This window comes from Methylobacterium endophyticum (genome assembly GCF_050591105.1).
In the GTDB taxonomy this organism is placed as follows: Bacteria; Pseudomonadota; Alphaproteobacteria; order Rhizobiales; family Beijerinckiaceae; genus Methylobacterium.
Genome location: NZ_JBNHES010000015.1, coordinates 22,244 through 40,269, shown reverse-complemented (window position 1 = coordinate 40,269; position 18,026 = coordinate 22,244). Strand labels below are relative to the sequence as shown.

Below are 18,026 nucleotides of genomic sequence, written 5' to 3'. Positions count from 1 at the left end.
AGAGGATCATGCGCATCCGGCAAGCCGTCATTCTCTGCGGCGGCCTCGGCAGTCGCCTCGGCGACCTGACCCGTGAAACGCCCAAGCCCCTGCTTCCGGTCGGCGACCGGCCCTTCCTGGAACTTCTGATCCAGGAGGTCACCCGCTACGGCGTCGATGCGATCCTGCTACTCGCCGCCTACAGGTCGGAGCGCGTCGAGGCCTTCGCCGAGACCCTGCCCGCCCGCCTGGGCCGCCCGGTCGGCGTCACCATCTCCATCGAGCCGGAGCGCGCCGGCACGGCGGGGGCGCTGTACCATGCCCGCGACAAGGTCGACGACGCGTTCTTCCTGCTCAACGGGGACTCGCTGTTCGACGTCGACCTGATCGCCCTTCGGAACCTCCTCGACCAGGCACCCGAAGCCAAGGCGGCGGTGGCCTTGCGGGCGCTGCCCCGGCCCGAGCGCTACGATACCGTCGACCTCTCGGGCACGCGTGTGACGCGCTTCGGGGGCCGGACCGACGCGGACGGTCCCGTCCTGATCAACGGCGGGGTCTACGCGATGCGCCGCGCGATCATCGAGGATCTGCCCGCCGACGGCTCCCTCGAACGCGACGTGCTCCCGCGCCTGGCGGCCGAAGGGCGCCTCTGCGGGCTCGCGGCCGGAGGCTTCTTCCTCGACATCGGCGTGCCCGACGATTTCGCACGGGCTCAGACCGCGGTCCCCGCCTATCGGCGCAGGCCCGCCGCGTTCCTCGACCGCGACGGCGTCCTGAACCACGACCATGGCCATGTGGGCACCCCCGAGCGCTTCGCATGGATCGACGGCGCCCGCGAGGCGATCGCGATGCTCAACGATGCGGGGTTCTACGTCTTCGTCGTGACGAACCAGGCCGGAATCGGGAAGGGGTTCTACACGGAGGCCGACTACCATCGCCTCTCCCATCACATCCGCGACGAACTGGCGCCCCACGGCGCCCGGATCGACGACGAGCGCTACTGCCCCGACCACCCCGAGGCCATCGTCGCGCGGTATCGGCGCGCCTCGGATCAGCGCAAGCCGGAACCGGGCATGCTGCGCGATCTCCTCGACGCATGGCCGGTCGATGCGGCGCGGAGCTTTCTGATCGGGGACAAGGACACGGACCTCATGGCGGCCGAGGCCGCCGGCATTCGGGGCCATCTCTTCGCAGGAGGCCGGCTCGACGATTTCGTGGCGCGTCTCCTCGCCTTGGATTGCGCCTCCCAGGAAGGATCGGAACCGTAGCATGTCGGGTTACGCAGCAACCTTCGAGCAGCTCCGCGACTGGCTCTTCGACGCGGCCCTCCCCCTCTGGTCCACGGTCGGGACGGACCACGTCCATGGCGGCTTCCACGAGAAGCTGACCACGGACGGGCGGCCGACGGACGATCCGCGCCGCGCCCGCGTGGTGGGCCGCCAGATCTATTCCTTCGCCACCGCCGTGCGGCTCGGATGGACGGGGGAAGGGCGAGAGATCGTCCGCCACGGCCTCGATTTTCTCGAACGCCATCTCATCTCCGAGACGGATACGGTCGTGCCCCTGGTCACGCCCGAGGGACGGCGCCTCGCCACGGGGTTCGATCTCTACGATCAGGCCTTCGTCCTGTTCGGTCTGGCGGCGGCGGCCGCGATCGGGGAGCGGAGCGAGACCGTGGTGCCGCTCGCAAGCCGCCTGCGCGACCGGATGATCGCCGGCTGGCGGCATCCGGAGGCGGGCTTCGAGGAGGCGCGGCCGCGCCAGCTTCCCCTCAAGGCCAACCCGCATATGCATATCTTCGAGGCCAGCCTGGCCTGGGTCGAGGCCGGGGGCGACGCGGCCTGGCAGGCGCTCGCGGACGAGATCGCCGAACTCTGCCTGAGGCGGTTTCTCGACCCCGCGACTGGGGCGCTGCGCGAGTATTTCGACGGCGATTGGCGTCGCCTCGACGGGGACGGCCTCGATGTCGTCGAGCCGGGCCATCAGGCGGAATGGGCTTGGCTGCTGATGCGCTGGGGACGAGCCCGAGGCCGGCCGGACGCCCTCGCGGCGGCGGCGGCCCTGATGCGCGTCATCGAAGAGCACGGCATCTCGGAGACGCAGGGTCTGGCCGTCAACGAGTTGAACGGCGACCTCTCCATGCGCGATCCCCGCCTCCGGCTATGGCCCCAGACGGAGCGCATCAAGGGCTGGGTCGGCCGCCGGGCGCTGATCGCGGAGGATGCGGCGGCGGCGGCGGCGTGCGACGCGCGGATCGCGGAGCATGGCCGGCAGCTCTTCCGCTACTTCGAGCATCCCGTGCGCGGCGCGTGGTGGGAGCACCTCGACCCCTCCGGGCGCCCGATGCCGGAACCGGCGCGCGCGAGCAGCCTGTACCACATCACCTGCGCCATCGCGGAGCTCGCTCCGGCATAGGGGCGCGCCCTCTTCGGCCGAAACTCCTTCGGGATGCGCGAGCGGGCCTGCCCCCGCACGTCTTACGCGAGTGCCGATTCGTGCCGATCGCGATCCGGGAGGCCCGCGCCTTGCTTTCTTGAGGCCGGACCGCGGCGATGTGGATCGCACCCGCGACAGCAGCCGGTGGCCGGGTCTCAGGCAAAGCCGCCTTGACCGCGCCGGCCGAGGAACCCACCTGCGCCGGCAGGGGCGGTTCACCCGCGACGACAGGACACGAGCATGATCGACCTCTACTACTGGCCGACGCCGAACGGCCACAAGGTGACGATGTTCCTTGAGGAGGCCGCGCTTCCCTATACGATCAAGCCGGTGAACATCGGTGCCGGCGAGCAGTTCAAGCCGGATTTCCTGAAAATCGCCCCCAACAACCGCATGCCGGCCATCGTCGACCACGACCCGGCGGGCGGCGGCGAGCCGGTCGCGCTGTTCGAATCGGGCGCGATCCTGCTCTACCTCGCCGAGAAGACCGGCCGCTTCATCCCCTCCGACCTGCGCGGACGGGCCGAGACCCTGCAATGGCTGTTCTGGCAGATGGGCGGGCTCGGGCCGATGCTCGGCCAGAACCACCATTTCTCCCAATACGCGCCGGAGAAGGTCCCCTACGCGATCAACCGCTACGTCAACGAGACCAACCGGCTCTACGGCGTGCTCGACCGGCGGCTGGCCGACCGGGAATTCGTCGCCGGCCCGGACTACAGCATCGCCGACATGGCCGCCTACCCGTGGATCGTGCCGTGGGAGAAGCAGGGCCAGACGCTCGACGATCATCCCCACCTGAAGCGCTGGTTCGAGGCGATCGCCGCGCGCCCCGCCACCCAGGCGGCCTATGCCCGCGCCCCCGAGGTCAACCCCGACCACGGCAAGACCATGAGCGATGAGGCCAAGAAGGTGATGTTCGGGCAGACCGCCTCCAACACCAAGCGCTGAGCCTCCTCAGTCGCGCAGGCTGTCCAGCGGCACGGGCGCGGCGTGGGGCCGCGTCCCGAGCATGGAATCGATCAGCGCCAGCACCTCGGCCCGGCCGCAATTGGCGGCCGGCTCGAAGGGCGTCCAGGTCTGGGTGAAGTCGAGGCGCTCGAACACGTCGCGGTAGCGGCGCAGCTCGGCGGTCGTCAGCGGCACCCCGCGCACGAACGCCTTGTGGGCCGAGATCGTGGTGGCGCGGCGGAAGTCGCCGGGATCGAGCTCGAATTTCAGCGCGTCCCCGCAGAACAGGATCTTTCGGGCCCGGTGATAGAGCACCGCGTGGCCGTCGAAATGCCCTGCGGTCCGGTGCAGCTCCAGCCCCGGCAGGGGCTCCAGGAAGTCGTCATAGGGCCAGGAGACCTGGAGCGCCGCGCTCCAGGTGAAGTCGGCGGCCGGCAGGCACAGTTCGGGATCGAAGCGGTCCTGCAACTGCGCCAGCGCCGCGTAGGAATGCGGGTGCGAGGCCGAGAGCACCTGTAGCCCGCCGAGCGACGCGATATGCTCCAGCGCCACCTCGCTGAACACGGGGCAGGACTCGAAGCCCATGTTCCCGGCCGGCGTCTGGATGAGATAGGCGCTCGGCCCGATGCCGTTGACGGGCTCGTTCCAGAACCGCCAGATGCCCGGCTCCAGCTCCTGCCAGTGGCAGGGGAAGAGGTCCTGCGCCTGCTTCTCCGTCCAGAACCGCCAGCCGCCCTGGGGCACGACGTGGCGGGCGTCGAGGCAGATGGGACAGCTCGTCGGCGCCTCGAAATGGCGCTGCCAGAACCCGCAATTGTCGCAGGTATAGGCCGGAAGCTTCAGGGCGCCCGCGAAGGGCAGATAACCGGGCACGGGAGCCATCCTCGGCGGAGCGACGGGCTAAGGGAGGTCATCCCTTAGCCCCGCCGGCCCGTTCGAGGAAGGCGCGCCCGGCGCCTCAGGCATGCGCGGGCGCGCCGTGGCCGTGATCGCTCGGCGCGCCGCCCGAACCGCCTTTGCCGCGCTTGCGCGCGATCCAGATCAGCACGTTGCGGATCGTCACGTAGAAGACCGGCGTCAGGAACAGGCCGAAGAAGGTCGCGCCGATCATCCCGAAGAACACCGCCGTGCCGAGCGCCTGGCGCATCTCGGCGCCGGGGCCGGTGGCGACGACGAGCGGCAGCACGCCGAGGATGAAGGCGAAGGCCGTCATCAGGATCGGGCGCAGGCGCAGGCGGCAGGCCTCGACGGCGGCGGCCACCGGGCCCTTGTGCTCACTCTCCTCGATCTGGTGGGCGAACTCGACGATCAGGATCGCGTTCTTCGCCGCCAGACCGATGAGCACGATCAGGCCGATCTGCGTGAGGATGTTGTTGTCCTGCCCCCTCAATTGCACGCCCGCCAGGGCCGCCAGCACGCCGGTCGGCACCACCAGGATGATGGCGAGCGGCAACGCCCAGGATTCGTACTGCGCAGCGAGCACGAGGAACACGAGCAGCACGCCGAGCGCGAACACGTAGATCGCCGTGCCGCCGGCGGCCTTCTGCTGGAAGGCGAGCTCGGTCCAGTCGTAGGAGTAGCCTTCCGGCAGCGACTTGGCCGCGATCTGCTCCATGGTGTCGAGGGCCTGTCCGGTGGAGACGCCGGGCTTGGCGACGCCCTGGATCGGCACCGAGTAGAACAGGTTGAAGCGCTGCACGATCTGCGGACCGGTGATCTCGCGGATGGTGGCGAGCGTCCCCATCGGCACCAGGGCGCCCGTCGAGGAGCGGACCTTGAGCTGCTCGATGTCGCGCTTCGACAGCCGGAACGGCGCGTCGGCCTGCACGCGCACCTGATAGATGCGGCCGAGGGTGTTGAAGTCGTTCACGTAGGCGCCGCCGAGATTGGCCTGCACCGTGGCGAAGACGTTGGCGAGCGGCACGTTGAGCATGCGCGCCACCGTGCGGTCGATGTCGAGATAGAGCTGCGGCGTGTCGTTGCCGAAGGTCGTGAAGACCCGCTGCACGTCCTTGCTCTGGTTGGCCTGGCCCAGCACCTCGCCGGCCGCGGCGAGCAACGGCCCGATGGCGGAGGATTGCCGGCTCTCGATCTGCATCTTGAAGCCGCCGCCGGTCCCGAGGCCGCGCACGGGCGGCGGCGGGATGACGATGATGCGGGCCTCCTGGATGCCGGCCGTCGCCTTCAGCACGTCGCCGGTGATGACGGCGGCGCTGCGGCCCTCCTTGGCGCGCTCCTTGGCCCCCTTGAGGGTGAGGAACATCACCGCCGCGTTGGTGGTGTTGGTGAAGGTGGCGCCGTCGAAGCCGGCGATGATGACGGTGTTGGTCACGCCGTCCACCTTGCGCGCCTCCGCCGCCGCCCGGTTGACCACGGCCGTGGTCCGGTCGAGCGAGGCCCCGGAGGGGAGCTGCACGACGCCGATCAGGTAGCCCTGGTCCTGGTCCGGGATGAAGCCCGTCGGCGTGGTCTGGGCGAGATGGATCGTCCCGGCGATCGCCGCCGCGTAGAGGAGCAGCATCGCGATCAGCCCGATGGCGTGCCCCGTGAGCCAGCGGATGGTGCCGGCATAGGCGTTGGAGGTCGCGTCGAAGGCGCGGTTGAACATCTCCGCGCACCAGGCGAGGAAGCGCGCCAGGAAGAATTTCGGCGGCTTGTGCTCGTGGTGCGGCGTCAGCAGCAGCTTGCAGAGCGCGGGCGAGAGCGTCAGCGAGTTGAAGGCCGAGATGATCGTCGAGGCGGCGATGGTCAGGGCGAACTGCTTGTAGAACTGGCCCGAGATGCCGGGGATGAAGGCGGTCGGGATGAACACCGCCGCCAGCACCAGCGCGATGGCCATCACCGCGCCGCCGACCTCGTCCATGGTCTTGTGCGCGGCCTCTCCCGGCGAGAGCCCCTGCGCCATGTTGCGCTCGACGTTCTCCACCACGACGATGGCGTCGTCGACCACGATGCCGATGGCGAGCACCAGCCCGAACAGGGTCAGGTTGTTGAGCGAGAAGCCGAAGGCGGACATCGCCGCGAAGGTGCCGACCAGCGACACGGGGATCGCGATCACCGGGATCAGCGCCGTGCGCCAGCTTTGCAGGAAGACCAGCACCACGATGACGACGAGGCCGATGGCCTCGAAGAGGGTCTTGTAGACCTCCTGGATCGACTCCTCGATGAACTCGGTCGGGTTGTAGGCGATGCGGTACTCGACGTCCTGGGGGAAGTTCTTCTTCAGGGTCTCCATCGTCGCCCGGACGCTCGCGGCGGCGTCGAGGGCGTTGGTGCCGGGACGCTGGAAGGCGCCGATGCCGACGGCGGGCGTCGCGTTGAGGAAGGAGTTGGTGGTGTAGTCCTTCTGGCCCATCTCGACGCGGGCGACGTCCTTGATGCGCACAAGGCGGCCGTCCGAGGCCTTGACGATGACCTCGGCGAACTCCTCGGGCTGCTGGAAGCGCCCCTGCGACTGCACCACGAGCTGGAACGCGTTCGAGGACGGCGCCGGCGGCGAGCCGAGCGCACCCGCCGCGACCTGGACGTTCTGCTCCTGGAGGGCGGTGACGATGTCGGTGGTGGTCAGCCCGTAGGCGGCGAGCTTGTTCGGGTCGAGCCAGATGCGCTCGGCGTATTCGTTGCCGCCGAAGATGGTGATGTCGCCGACGCCGTCGAGGCGCAAGAGCTCGTCGCGGATGTTCAGGTAGATGTAGTTGGCGAGATAGTTCTGGTCGTAGGTGTTGTTGGGCGAGAGCAGGTGCACGACCAGCATCAGGTCGGGCGATGCCTTGCGCACGGTGACGCCGAGGTTGCGCACGTCCGGCGGCAGGCGGGGCTGGGCCACCGAGAGCCGGTTCTGCACGAGGACGTTGGCGATATCGAGGTTGGTGCCGACCTTGAAGGTGACGGTGAGCTGCATGTTGCCGTCGTTGGTCGACAGCGAGGTCATGTACAGCATGTTGTCGACGCCGTTGACCTCCTGCTCGATGGGCGTCGCGATGGTGGCGGCGACCGTCTCGGCATTGGCGCCCGGATAGGACGCGCGCACGACGACGGTCGGCGGCACGATCTCGGGATACTGCGAGACCGGCAGCTTCTCGTAGGCGACGAAGCCGAGGATCAGGAAGACGATCGACGTGACCGAGGCGAAGATCGGCCGATCGACGAAGAAATGGGCAAAGCGCATCGGTCACACCTTTCGGCCGCCGGCGCCCTTTCGGCGCCGCGCGGCCTGCCGCATCGTCAGCGCCGCGCCGGTCGCGCGGCGGACCTCTTGCCGGAAACGGGCGCGCCGGAGCGCCTGCGTCCGCCTTCGTCAGCCGCGCGTCGGCGGCAGCGTCTTCGATTCGGGCTTCACCTTGGCGCCGGGGCGCACGCGGCTGAGGCCGTTGACGACCACGGTCTCGTCCCCCTTCAGGCCCTCGCGGATGACGCGGTAGCCGTCCACGACGGGGCCGAGCTTGACCTCGCGGGCGGAGACGGTGCCGTCCTCGGCGACGAGGTAGACGATGCGCTTGTCCTGGTTGGCGGCCACCGCGTCGTCGGGCAGCAGGATGCCCTGGAAGGGCTTCGTCGCGGGCAGCGAGACGATGCCGAACAGGCCGGGCTTGATGAACCCGTCCGGGTTCTCGACGGTGGCGCGCAGGAGCACCGTGCCGGTGGCGTTGTCGACGCGGTTGTCCACGAAGTCGAGGCTGCCCTTGCGGGTCGGCTTGTCCTCGCCGGTGAGCGCGATGAGGATCGGCACCCCCTTGCCGCGCTGCGTCTCGCCCATGCCGATGCCGAGCGTCGACTGGTATTTGAGGAAGGACTTCTCGTCGACGGTGAAGCCGAAATAGATCGGGTCGAGGGAGACGATGGTCGTCAGCATCGTCTGGTCGGTGACGACGATGTTGCCCTCGGTGACGAGGCGGCGGCTGATGCGGCCGGCCACCGGCGCCTTCACCTCGGTGAAGTCGTAGTTGAGCTGGGCGTTGCGCAGCGCCGCCTCGGCGTTGTCGACATCGGCCTGCGCGGTCTGCGAGGCCTGCCGCCGCTGGTCCGTGACCTGCTCGGAGATGTTGCCGCCCTTCGAGAGCACCTGGGCGCGCTCGAGGTCGGTCTGCGAGAAGGAGAGCCGGGCCTTGGCCGAGACGAGGGCCGCCTGGGCCTGCTCAAGGGCCGCCTTGTAGGGCCGGCGGTCGATGACGAAGAGCACCTCGCCCTTCTTCACCGTGGCGCCGTCCTGGAAGGCGATCTTCTCGAGATATCCGGTCACGCGGGCGCGGACCTCGACGAACTCGATCGGATCGAAGCGGCCGGTATAGGTGTCGCGCTCGACGATCTCGCGGACGACGGGCTTGGCCACGGTGACGGTCGGCGGGGGCCCGCCTGGGGCCTGCGCGAACGCCTGTCCCGCCGGCAGCATCGCGGCGACGCCGAGGGCCGCGAGACGCGCGATGAGACGGAGGGGGAGCCTCGGGGAGAGCCTTGGACTGTGCATGATCGACCGTTCCTGCCTCCCGCGCCCTAGAAGCTCGGCGCGCTTCGTGTGGTGCGCCAGCGCACATGTCCGTGCGGCAGCGCACACGCCACCGGCTCTCCCGCTTGGCCTCCGAGGAGGGCCGATCAGGATTCCACCGGCTCTCCGGCCGCGTACCAGTCCTTGAAGCCGCCCTTGTAATGAGCTTCGATCGGCAATCCCGCGCCCTGCGCCGCCCGGAGGGCGTGGACCGAGCGCACGCCGGAGCCGCAGGAGAAGACGGGCATGCGGGCATCGTCGCGGATCAGCGCGGCGACGGCGTCGGTGTCGAAGGTCGAGAGCGGGTGCGGGACGGCGCCCGGAATGTGGCCCGCCTCGTATTCGTGCGGCTCGCGCACGTCGATGACCAGCATCGACCCGTCGGCGAGGCCGCGCTTGACCGCATCCCTGTCGAGATCAACGACCTTCATCCGGTTCCCTCCCGTGGCGCCAGCCTAGGCCATATAGGGCGGCCCGCGCGAACGGCCGAGCCCAATCCGATCGTCCGCGGGCCGGCCGTCTCCCGACGGTTGTCCCTATGCGTCGCGTCAGGACGGCGCAACACCGCTCACAGGCTCGCGAAGGCGGCGTCCGCCCGCTGGAAATGAGTCGTCCAGCTCGGAGGCCGGTAGCCCGCGAGCCGGCCGGCCATCTCCCGCCTCAGGGGAGAGCCCGGAGCGCACAGGTCCTCGACGGCCTGCATCCAGCCCGGCCCGTCGAGGGGATCGAGGAAATGCGCGAAATCATCGCCGATCTCCCTGTGGACGGCGATGTCGGAGGCGACCACCGGCAGGCCGGACGCCGCCGCCTCGACCACCGGCAGGCCGTAGCCTTCCGTGAAGGAGGGCATCAGCAGCGCGGTGGCGCTGCGCATCAGCGCCGCCAGACCGTGGGTGGACAGCCCCGAGACCTCGACGACATGCTCGCGGACGGCCGGGCAGCGGTCGAGCAGGTCGATCACGTTCTCCGCCTCCCAGCCCCGACGCCCCACGAGGACGAGGCGCGGCGTCGCCGGCCCGAGCCGCTGCGCGAGCTCCCGCCACAGATGCAGCAGCAGCAGATGGTTCTTGCGCGGCTCGATGGTGCCGCAGACGAGGAAGGTCGGACGCTCCGGCGCGAAGGACGGCCCCTCGGGGGCGAAGGCCGCCTCGGTGCCGAGATGGGCCACCGTCACCGGAGGCGCGCCGAACCCCTCCGCCGCGAGGTGCCGAGCGGTCCGCGCGCCGACATCGGCGGAGTTGACGACGATCCGGGCCGCGTGCCGCCCGATGGTGCGCAGCCGCTCCCGATGGCGCCCGGCCTCGCCGGGGCGGCCGTATTCGGGATGGGTGATCGGGATCAGGTCGTGGACGAAGAAGGCCGCGCGCACATCGCGACGGCCGTAGAGCCAGTCGAACCTCTCCGGCCGGTCGAGGCGCAGATGCGAGGTATGCAGGTAGAGCGTCCCCTCCGGCAGCGCCGCGACTCCGCGCGCGCGAAAGGTCCGCGCCGCGCTCTCCGCCTGCGCCCGCCTGCGCGCCCAGGCGCCGGAGCGCGCGCGGGCGGTTCCCGAAGGCGGGGGAGCGGCGCCGGTCAGGCGCGCCGCGAGCCGGAGATAGACCGGATCCGCCTGCGCCTCGACATCCTCGACCCAGCCCGCGCTCACCGCCTCCACGATGCGCGCCGCATCCGCGCGATCGAGCACACGCGGCCCGAGCCCCGTGGCGATCACCCCGAAGCGCGGCCCCTGCCCGGACAGCGCGTGGCGCGCATAGGCGAGATCGACCCGGTCGATGCCGCTCGGGCTCGCATGGCCGAGACGCGTGACGAGGCGGGTCAGGTCGAAGGCGACGGGGCGGGAATCCATGATGCTCCGGCTCGCGCAGGGCCGCCTGTAGGGGGCGACGGGCGCGGATGCCGCGCGATCCGGGAAGCCCCTCGATCATCGGGCCTTCGCGAACAAGCGGCAGCGGCAAAGAGAACGGATCGACAAAGGAACGGTTGGAAACCGCTCGAAAACCGGAAACCGCCGCGCCGCGAACGGTCTCCAAAAACTCAACCGCGTGAAGCGGTCAATGGTCGGAGCGAGAGGATTCGAACCTCCGACCCCTAGTCCCCCAGACTAGTGCGCTAACCGGGCTGCGCTACGCTCCGACACCCTTTCGGGGTGGCGCGTCTTAGCTTTTGCCCTCGGCCGGCGCAACCCGGAAAAAGCCCGGCCGGCTCAGAAGAAGATCGGCCGGGCGCTGGCGGAGTGCTCGCCGAGGAGATCGCCGGTGGCCGGATCGATCTCCTTCATCACCACGTCGTAGCCCCAGAGGTCGGCGAGGTGCTGGAGGACGCGCCGCGCGTCGTCCTTCTGGAGGGTGATGCGGTTCAGCGCCTTGTGGTGCAGGACCAGCCGGCGGTCGCCCTCGAGGTCGACATCGACCACCTCGATGTCGGGATCGAGCCAGGCCACGTCGTACTGGCGGGCGAAGGAGCGGCGCATCTTGCGGTAGCCGCGCTCGTCGTGGATCGCCTCGACCCGCAATTCGGGCTCGGACGGATCGTCGGTGACGTGGAACAGGCGCATGTCGCGCATCAGCTTCGGCGACAGGAACTGCGCGATGAAGCTTTCGTCGCGGTAGTTCTCCCAGCAGTCGCGCAGCACGCCCATCGCATCGCCCTGGCCGGCGATCTCGGGGAACCACTGCCGGTCCTCGGCCGTGGGGTTCTCCACGATGCGGGCGATGTCCTGCATCATGGCGAAGCCGATGGCGTAGGGGTTGTGGCCGCCATAGGACCGCTCGTCGTAGTTCGGCTGGCGGATCACGTTGGTGTGCGACTGGAGGAACTCCAGATAGGCCGCCTCGCCGATCTGCCCCTTGCGCGAGAGCGCGTTCATGATGCGGTAATGCGTATAGGTGGCGCAGCCCTCGTTCATGACCTTGGTCTGGCGCTGCGGGTAGAAATACTGCGCCACGAGCCTCACGATGCGCAGGATCTCGCGCTGCCAGCGCTGGAGGCGCGGGGCTACCTTCTCCAGGAAGTAGAGGATGTTCTCCTGCGGCAGCTCGAGCAGCGCCTTGCGGCGCTCGGCGGCGAGATCGGGCCGGAGCGTGCCGGCCTTCTGCGGCAGGGTGCGCCAGAGGTCGTTGTAGATCTGCTCGCCGTGCTCGACGCGCTCGCGCTCGCGGCGCTGCTCGGAGGCGAGGTCGGGCCGCTTCTTGCGCGGATAGCGGTGGACGCCCTGGCTCATCAGCGCGTGGGCGGCGTCGAGCACCTGCTCCACGGCCTGATGCCCATAGCGCTCCTCGCAGCGGGTGATGTAGCTCTTGGCGAAGTCGAGATAGTCGAGGATGCCTTCCGCGTCGGTCCACTGCTTGAAGAGATAGTTGTTCTTGAAGAAGTGGTTATGCCCGAAGGCCGCGTGCGCGATGACGAGCGTCTGCATCGTGGCCGAGTTCTCCTCCATGACGTAGGAGATGCACGGGTCCGAGTTGATGACGATCTCGTAGGCGAGCCCCATCAACCCGCGCCGGTAGCCGGCCTCGTGCTGGGCGAAGTGCTTGCCGAAGGACCAGTGCTTGTAGAACAGCGGCATGCCGATCGAGGCATAGGCGTCGAGCATCTGCTCGGCGGTGATGATCTCGATCTGGTTCGGATACCAGGACAGGCCGAGCTCCGGCCCCGCGATGGCCTCGCAGGCATCGTGGATGCGCCGGATGGTGTCGAAGTCCCAGTCGTTGCCGGTGAAGAGCAACGGGGAGGCTCCGGCGGTAGTCTTGGGAGCGGAGCGTATCATGCCGTTTCCAGACGGGTCGAGCTGCGTTCCCCTCTCCCCGCCCGCGGGGAGAGGGCCGGGCCGACCTCGTCGTCGGCGCGGCGAGGCGGCAGCCGAAGGTGAGGGGGCGCGTCCGTAGGAGCCTCGTGCGGAGACGCCCCCTCACCCTCGCTCCGCTCGCTGCATGCACGACGAGGTGCATGCAGCCCTCTCCCCGCCCCGCGAGGAGAGGAGGATGCGCGAACTGCTGACGCCGGGCTCACGCCTCGGCCTCCGCCCGCGCGTCCTTGCGGCCGAAGAGTTCGCGAAAGACGGGGTAGATATCGCGACGGTGGTTGACCTTGCGCATGGCGATGGGGCCGCCCGCCTTGGCGATGGCCTCGTAGGTGCGCCACAGGGTCGTGCGGTGCTCGATGAAGCCGGCGCGCGGGCCGTTCTCGTCGCCGACCTCGAGATAGGCGAAATGCTGGCAGGCGGGCAGGATATGCGCGCGCAGCAGTTCCGTGGAGGTCGGGCCGTCGCTCGAGACGTTGTCGCCGTCCGAGGCTTGCGCGGCGTAGATGTTCCAGTCGTTCGGATCGTACCGCTCGGTGATGACGCGCTTCATCTCGACCAGCGCCGAGGAGACCAGGGTGCCGCCGGTCTCGCGCGAGCCGAAGAAGGTCTCCTCGTCCACCTCCGTCGCCCGGTCGGTGTGACGGATGAAGACGATCTCCACATGCCGGTAGCGGCGCGTCAGGAAGATGTGCAGCAGGATGTAGAAGCGCTTGGCCAGATCCTTCATGTGCTCGGTCATCGAGCCCGAGACGTCCATGAGGCAGAACATGACGGCCTGGGCGATCGGGCGCGGATAGGGCTCGAAGCGGCGGTAGCGCAGGTCGATGGGATCCACGTAGGGGATGCGCTTGGCGCGCTCCCGCAGCATGTCGAGATCGAGGCGCATGTCGGCGAGCCTCGGATCGCCCTCCCCCGCCGCGCCGATGCGGGCTTCGAGCTCGGCGATCTCCTCTGCCTTCGGGCGCTTCAGCGCGATGCGCCGCGACATCGAGTTGCGGAGCGTGCGCGACAGGGCGAGATTCGCGGGCGAGCCCGAGACGGTGTAGCCGGCCCGCCTCAGCCCTTCCGTTTCCACCACCGCAAGCCGGCGCTTGGCGAGATCGGGCAGTTCGAGATCCTCGAGGAAGAGTTCCAAGAACTCCTCGCGGGTCAGCACGAAGCGGAAGGCGTCCTCGGAATTCTCGCCGCCTTCGCCGCCCTCGCCGGAGCCCCCTCCCCCACCGCCGCCGGGCGGGCGCTCGATGCGGTCGCCTTCGACATAGGTCTTGTTGCCGGGAAGGATGTGGTCCTGAAGGCCGGTGCCGGGCTGGCGGGCGAAGCGCGGCTCGCGCACCCCGTCGGCCGGCACGGTGACGCGGCCGTCCTTGCCGAGATCCTTGATGTCCTTCTCGCGCGCGGATTCGCGAACGGCATGCTGCGCCACGTCCTTGACCCGACGCAGGAAGCGCTGCCGGTTGGCGAGGCTCTTGCCGCCTGGATTGAGCCGACGGTCGACGATGTGCATCCGGTGTCTTCGCCCTCGCCGTGTGGCCGGCGGCCGGGGGATCGGCACCCCGGCCGCCGGCGCGAAACCGTGGCGGCTTGGCGGGCAGCGCCCGTCAGCCGGCCTGCTTCACCCGCATGTACCATTCCACCAGACGGCGGACCTGCCGCTCGGTGTAGCCGCGCTCGACCATGCGGTCGACGAACTCGCCGTGCTTCTTCTCGGTCTCGCCGTCCTTCTTGGAGCCGAAGGAGATCACCGGCAGCAGTTCCTCGACCTGGCTGAACATGCGCCGCTCGATGACCTCGCGCAGCTTCTCGTAGCTCGTCCAGCTCGGGTTGCGGCCGCCGTGCTGCGCGCGGGAGCGCAGGGCGAACTTCACCACCTCGTTGCGGAAATCCTTCGGGTTGGCGATGCCCGCCGGCTTCTCGATCTTGGTCAGTTCCTGGTTGAGGAGCTCGCGGTTGAGAAGCTGACCGGTCTCGGCATCCTTGAAGTCCTGATCCTCGATCCAGGCATCGGCGTAGTCGATGTAGCGATCGAACAGGTTCTGACCGTAGTCGTGGTAGGATTCGAGATAGGCCTTCTGGATCTCGTGGCCGATGAACTCGGCGTAGCGCGGCGCCAGCTCGCCCTTGATGAATTCGAGATAGCGCTTCTCGGTCTCGGGCGGGAGCTGCTCGCGGCGCAGCGCCTGCTCCAGCACGTACATCAGGTGCACCGGGTCGGCCGAGACCTCGGTGGTGTCGTGGTTGAAGGTCGCCGCCAGCACCTTGAAGGCGAAGCGGGTGGAGATGCCGTCCATGCCCTCGTCGACGCCGGCGGTGTCCTTGTACTCCTGCATGGAGCGGGCGCGCGGATCGACCTCGCGCAAGCTCTCGCCGTCATAGACCCGCATCTTCGAGAAGGGGTTCGAGTTCGAATGCTCGCGCAACCGCGAGAGCACCGAGAAGCGGGCGAGCATCTGGAAGGTGCCGGGCGCGCAGGCCGCCTGAGACAGCTCGGAGCCGGAGATCAGCTTCTCGTAGATGCGCTGCTCCTCCTGAACGCGCAGGCAGTAGGGCACCTTGATGACGTAGATGCGGTCGATGAAGGCTTCGTTGTTCTTGTTGGTCTTGAAGGACTGCCACTCGGCCTCGTTCGAGTGGGCGAGGATGACGCCCGTGAAGGGGATCGCGCCGATGTTCTCGGTGCCGACATAGTTGCCCTCCTGCGTCGCGGTGAGCAGCGGGTGCAGCATCTTGATCGGCGCCTTGAACATCTCGACGAACTCGAGGATGCCCTGGTTCGCGCGGTTGAGGCCGCCCGAGTAGGAATAGGCGTCGGGATCGGCCTGCGAGAGGGTCTCGAGCCGGCGGATGTCGACCTTGCCGACGAGGGACGAGATGTCCTGGTTGTTCTCGTCGCCGGGCTCGGTCTTGGCCACGGCGATCTGGCGCAGGCGCGAGGGCCGGACCTTGATGACCGTGAATTTCGAGATGTCGCCCTCGAACTCGTCGAGGCGCTTCAGGGCCCAGGGGCTCATCAGGCCGGTGAGGCGGCGGCGCGGGACGCCGTAGCGCTTCTCGATCTCGGACCCCATGGTTTCGGGATCGAACAGCCCGAGGGGGCTCTCGAACACCGGCGAGATCTCGTTGCCGGCCTTGAGCACGTAGATCGGGTGGACCTCCATGAGCGCCTTCAGGCGCTCGGCGAGCGACGACTTGCCGCCGCCCACGGGGCCGAGCAGGTAGAGGATCTGCTTGCGCTCCTCCAACCCCTGCGCCGCGTGCCGGAAGAACGAGACGATCCGCTCGATCGTCTCCTCCATGCCGTAGAACTCGGCGAAGGCCGGGTAGGTACGGATGGTGCGGTTCATGAAGATGCGGCCGAGGCGCGAATCCTTGGCCGTGTCCACGAACTCGGGCTTGCCGATGGCGTCGAGAATGCGTTCCGCCGCGCTCGCATACATCAGCGGCTCGTCGCGGCAGGCTTCGAGATAGTCGGAGAGGGTCATCTCCGTGTCTCGCCGCGCTTCGTACCCTCGGGCGAAGCTCTGAAAAAGGTCGTTGGTCGCGTGCAGAGCCATGCGATAACCCTCTCAGGACAGGAACAGCTTCATCCTGTCTCGGCTTGGATGCAACTCACAGGCCCGTATTTGTCGCAGTGCGGTCAACGGACCCGATGAGCGTGTGCTGCTTGCAACACTGCAACACTCCGCGCCCTCTGTGTCTTCTTCGCGGCGCCCGAGCGACGGCGGCGCGACGGCGCCGTCGCCCCCATCGCGGCGAGGATCAGAGGTCGGTGGCATCCTTCTTCTTCGGCTCCCCGTCCTTCTTCGTCGCGGCCGCCTCGACGGTGATGCGGATGTTGCGGGTCTGCACCTGGCCGTCGGCGGTCTTGATCTCGACGGTCATCTCGTCCGAGCCCGTGAAGCCGTCCTTGCTCTGGTAGAACAGCGCCTGCACGCCGGCCTCCTTGTTCGGGCAGCGGTAGCTCGACGGCGTCTTGGTCTTGGCCGTCTTGGTGATGGTCGAACCGTTCTTGGGCGCCGTCACGATGCGGAACTCCGGCAGCGGGCCGATGGAGCAGTCCTTCTTCAGGTTCGGCGCCACGACGACGCGCACGCTCTTGCCGCTCGCGGCGGCCTCGTTGTGCGAGGTGGCGGGCTCCGCGAGGGCGGCGCCGGACAGGACCGCGCCGGCGGCGAGCGCCGCTGCGAAGGAGCGGATCGCGGTCATGCGGCGGCTGGTCTCCATGGATGCGTTCTCCCGGCGGCGCCTCGTCCGGGGCCGATCCCCGGCCGCGAGCCCCGCGCCGCCGGGATGTGGGGACGCCCGCCCGAAAGGTCGAGGGCCGGCCGCTCGGAAGCCACGTTCCTGGACGGACCTCAACGTTGCAGCACGGCCGCCACCGCGCCCGTCACGCGCGCCACCTGAGCGGCGCTGAGCTCCCCCGACAGCGCCTCCGCCAGGCGGTTCTCGACGCGCGCCCGCTCGTCGATATCGGCCGTCGGCGAGGGCGGAATGTCGGCCTCATCGAGCCCGCAGGCGGCACGGATGGCGTCCGCCGCTTGCAGAAGGAGTCTGCGCTCGGCGGGCGCCAGCTCCCAGGCGGGATCGCGCAGGCGGCTGACGACCCGGCGGGCGTCGCGGTAGTCGCGGTCGACGGTGACCAGCGCCTCGATCTGGCCGACCAGGAACATCAGTTCCAGGACCTCGCCCGCCGCCTCAGGGCAGAGCCGCACGATCCGCAAGACGCGGGCGGTGAGCTCCTGGGTCGGCGACAAGCGGCGGCGCGGCGCGGTCATGGCCCGGAAACGCCCGGCGCCGCGCGAAAGTTCGCCGCGCCCGAAGAGCCCAGCACCAGAGCGGGGAACGTCCGACGACGAGGCGGCTAAGCCTCCGCCGGATCGGGCAGGGCGCGCAGGGCCGCCAGCGCCGCGCGGCAGGCGTAGAGCTCCCGCAGCACGTCCTCGACGGTGCCGAGATCGGAGGCATGCAGGGCATCGGGGCCCGGCTCGTGATTCTCTTGTGCCGGAAGCGTCTCGGCTTCCGAATCCTGCGGGCTCGGCGCGCCGGCCGCCGCCTCGCCCCGGCCGATCGCCTGGACGAAGCGCACGCCGCCCTCGCGCAGCACGCGCTGAGCGCCCCGGATGGTATAGCCCTGGCCGTGCAGAAGCTGGCGCACGCCCTTGATGAGATCGACGTCCTCGGGGCGGTAGTAGCGCCGACCGCCGCCCCGCTTCAGCGGCTTGATCTGGCTGAAGCGCGTCTCCCAGAAGCGCAGGACGTGCTGGGGCACCGCGATGTCCTCGGACACCTCGCTGATGGTGCGGAAGGCGCCGGGGCGCTTCTCGGCGGCATCGCGGCCGGTCTCGATGGTCATGCCCGCGAGCGTCATGCGTCCCCGATCCT

14 protein-coding genes and 1 tRNA gene are annotated in these 18,026 nt (G+C 69.1%); 3 read left to right on the top strand and 12 right to left on the bottom strand.

Translation table 11 applies throughout. The features are described from left to right. Positions 1-8: 8 nt before the first annotated feature. The 3 genes from ACP56T_RS16280 to ACP56T_RS16270 all read left to right on the top strand — a co-directional run bounded on the left by ACP56T_RS16280 (position 9) and on the right by ACP56T_RS16270 (position 3,363). A complete protein-coding gene (locus ACP56T_RS16280; protein ID WP_430913183.1) occupies positions 9-1,247 on the top strand; it encodes an HAD-IIIA family hydrolase in 1,239 nt (412 codons plus the stop codon). Position 1,248: 1 nt separating this feature from the next. Next, entirely contained in the window at positions 1,249-2,394 is a 1,146-nt protein-coding gene (locus tag ACP56T_RS16275) for an AGE family epimerase/isomerase (protein WP_430913182.1), read from the top strand. A 261-nt stretch (positions 2,395-2,655) separates the two neighbouring features. Further along, entirely contained in the window at positions 2,656-3,363 is a 708-nt protein-coding gene (locus ACP56T_RS16270; protein ID WP_430913181.1) for a glutathione binding-like protein, read from the top strand. Positions 3,364-3,369: 6 nt separating this feature from the next. Here ACP56T_RS16270 and ACP56T_RS16265 read toward each other — a convergent pair whose 3' ends face one another. From ACP56T_RS16265 to ACP56T_RS16210, 12 genes are all read right to left on the bottom strand, one after another. Further along, positions 3,370-4,236 carry an MBL fold metallo-hydrolase gene (locus tag ACP56T_RS16265; RefSeq protein ID WP_430913180.1) on the bottom strand — a complete coding sequence of 289 codons (867 nt, stop codon included), beginning with the start codon at positions 4,234-4,236 and terminating at the stop codon, positions 3,370-3,372. Between the two features lie 85 nt (positions 4,237-4,321). Next, a complete protein-coding gene (locus tag ACP56T_RS16260) occupies positions 4,322-7,531 on the bottom strand; it encodes an efflux RND transporter permease subunit (RefSeq protein WP_430913179.1) in 3,210 nt (1,069 codons plus the stop codon). A 129-nt stretch (positions 7,532-7,660) separates the two neighbouring features. Continuing rightward, positions 7,661-8,752, bottom strand: coding sequence for an efflux RND transporter periplasmic adaptor subunit (locus ACP56T_RS16255; RefSeq protein WP_430913272.1), 1,092 nt, complete (start codon positions 8,750-8,752; stop codon positions 7,661-7,663). A gap of 200 nt (positions 8,753-8,952) precedes the next feature. Next, positions 8,953-9,276: a rhodanese-like domain-containing protein gene (locus ACP56T_RS16250; RefSeq protein ID WP_430913178.1), complete on the bottom strand. Its 324-nt coding sequence runs from the start codon at positions 9,274-9,276 to the stop codon at positions 8,953-8,955. 137 nt (positions 9,277-9,413) lie between these two features. After that, on the bottom strand, positions 9,414-10,691 hold the full coding sequence (locus ACP56T_RS16245) for a glycosyltransferase family 4 protein (RefSeq protein WP_430913177.1): 1,278 nt from the start codon (positions 10,689-10,691) through the stop codon (positions 9,414-9,416). 209 nt (positions 10,692-10,900) lie between these two features. Further along, a tRNA-Pro gene (locus ACP56T_RS16240) sits at positions 10,901-10,978 on the bottom strand. A 70-nt stretch (positions 10,979-11,048) separates the two neighbouring features. Further along, positions 11,049-12,611 carry a SpoVR family protein gene (locus ACP56T_RS16235; RefSeq protein ID WP_430913176.1) on the bottom strand — a complete coding sequence of 521 codons (1,563 nt, stop codon included), beginning with the start codon at positions 12,609-12,611 and terminating at the stop codon, positions 11,049-11,051. A 238-nt stretch (positions 12,612-12,849) separates the two neighbouring features. Continuing rightward, entirely contained in the window at positions 12,850-14,151 is a 1,302-nt protein-coding gene (locus ACP56T_RS16230) for a YeaH/YhbH family protein (protein WP_430913175.1), read from the bottom strand. 94 nt (positions 14,152-14,245) lie between these two features. Next, a complete protein-coding gene (locus tag ACP56T_RS16225) occupies positions 14,246-16,198 on the bottom strand; it encodes a PrkA family serine protein kinase (protein WP_430913174.1) in 1,953 nt (650 codons plus the stop codon). Between the two features lie 205 nt (positions 16,199-16,403). Further along, complete coding sequence (locus ACP56T_RS16220; protein WP_430913173.1) at positions 16,404-16,868, bottom strand: 4-aminobutyrate aminotransferase; 465 nt, start codon at positions 16,866-16,868, stop codon at positions 16,404-16,406. A 131-nt stretch (positions 16,869-16,999) separates the two neighbouring features. Beyond that, positions 17,000-17,419, bottom strand: coding sequence for a hypothetical protein (locus ACP56T_RS16215; protein ID WP_430913172.1), 420 nt, complete (start codon positions 17,417-17,419; stop codon positions 17,000-17,002). Between the two features lie 86 nt (positions 17,420-17,505). Then, positions 17,506-18,012, bottom strand: a complete 507-nt coding sequence (locus ACP56T_RS16210) for a MerR family transcriptional regulator (RefSeq protein ID WP_430913171.1) — start codon at positions 18,010-18,012, stop codon at positions 17,506-17,508. Positions 18,013-18,026: the final 14 nt, after the last annotated feature.

Bases quoted from the DNA above. Each gene is read 5' to 3' on its own strand.
- ACP56T_RS16280 (WP_430913183.1), top strand. From the start codon at position 9: ATGCGCATCCGGCAAGCCGTCATTCTCTGCGGCGGCCTCGGCAGTCGC.
- ACP56T_RS16275 (WP_430913182.1), top strand. From the start codon at position 1,249: ATGTCGGGTTACGCAGCAACCTTCGAGCAGCTCCGCGACTGGCTCTTC.
- ACP56T_RS16270 (WP_430913181.1), top strand. From the start codon at position 2,656: ATGATCGACCTCTACTACTGGCCGACGCCGAACGGCCACAAGGTGACG.
- ACP56T_RS16260 (WP_430913179.1), bottom strand. From the start codon at position 7,531: ATGCGCTTTGCCCATTTCTTCGTCGATCGGCCGATCTTCGCCTCGGTC.
- ACP56T_RS16255 (WP_430913272.1), bottom strand. From the start codon at position 8,752: ATGCTGCCGGCGGGACAGGCGTTCGCGCAGGCCCCAGGCGGGCCCCCG.
- ACP56T_RS16250 (WP_430913178.1), bottom strand. From the start codon at position 9,276: ATGAAGGTCGTTGATCTCGACAGGGATGCGGTCAAGCGCGGCCTCGCC.
- ACP56T_RS16245 (WP_430913177.1), bottom strand. From the start codon at position 10,691: ATGGATTCCCGCCCCGTCGCCTTCGACCTGACCCGCCTCGTCACGCGT.
- ACP56T_RS16235 (WP_430913176.1), bottom strand. From the start codon at position 12,611: ATGATACGCTCCGCTCCCAAGACTACCGCCGGAGCCTCCCCGTTGCTC.
- ACP56T_RS16230 (WP_430913175.1), bottom strand. From the start codon at position 14,151: ATGCACATCGTCGACCGTCGGCTCAATCCAGGCGGCAAGAGCCTCGCC.
- ACP56T_RS16225 (WP_430913174.1), bottom strand. From the start codon at position 16,198: ATGGCTCTGCACGCGACCAACGACCTTTTTCAGAGCTTCGCCCGAGGG.
- ACP56T_RS16220 (WP_430913173.1), bottom strand. From the start codon at position 16,868: ATGGAGACCAGCCGCCGCATGACCGCGATCCGCTCCTTCGCAGCGGCG.
- ACP56T_RS16215 (WP_430913172.1), bottom strand. From the start codon at position 17,419: ATGACCGCGCCGCGCCGCCGCTTGTCGCCGACCCAGGAGCTCACCGCC.
- ACP56T_RS16210 (WP_430913171.1), bottom strand. From the start codon at position 18,012: ATGACGCTCGCGGGCATGACCATCGAGACCGGCCGCGATGCCGCCGAG.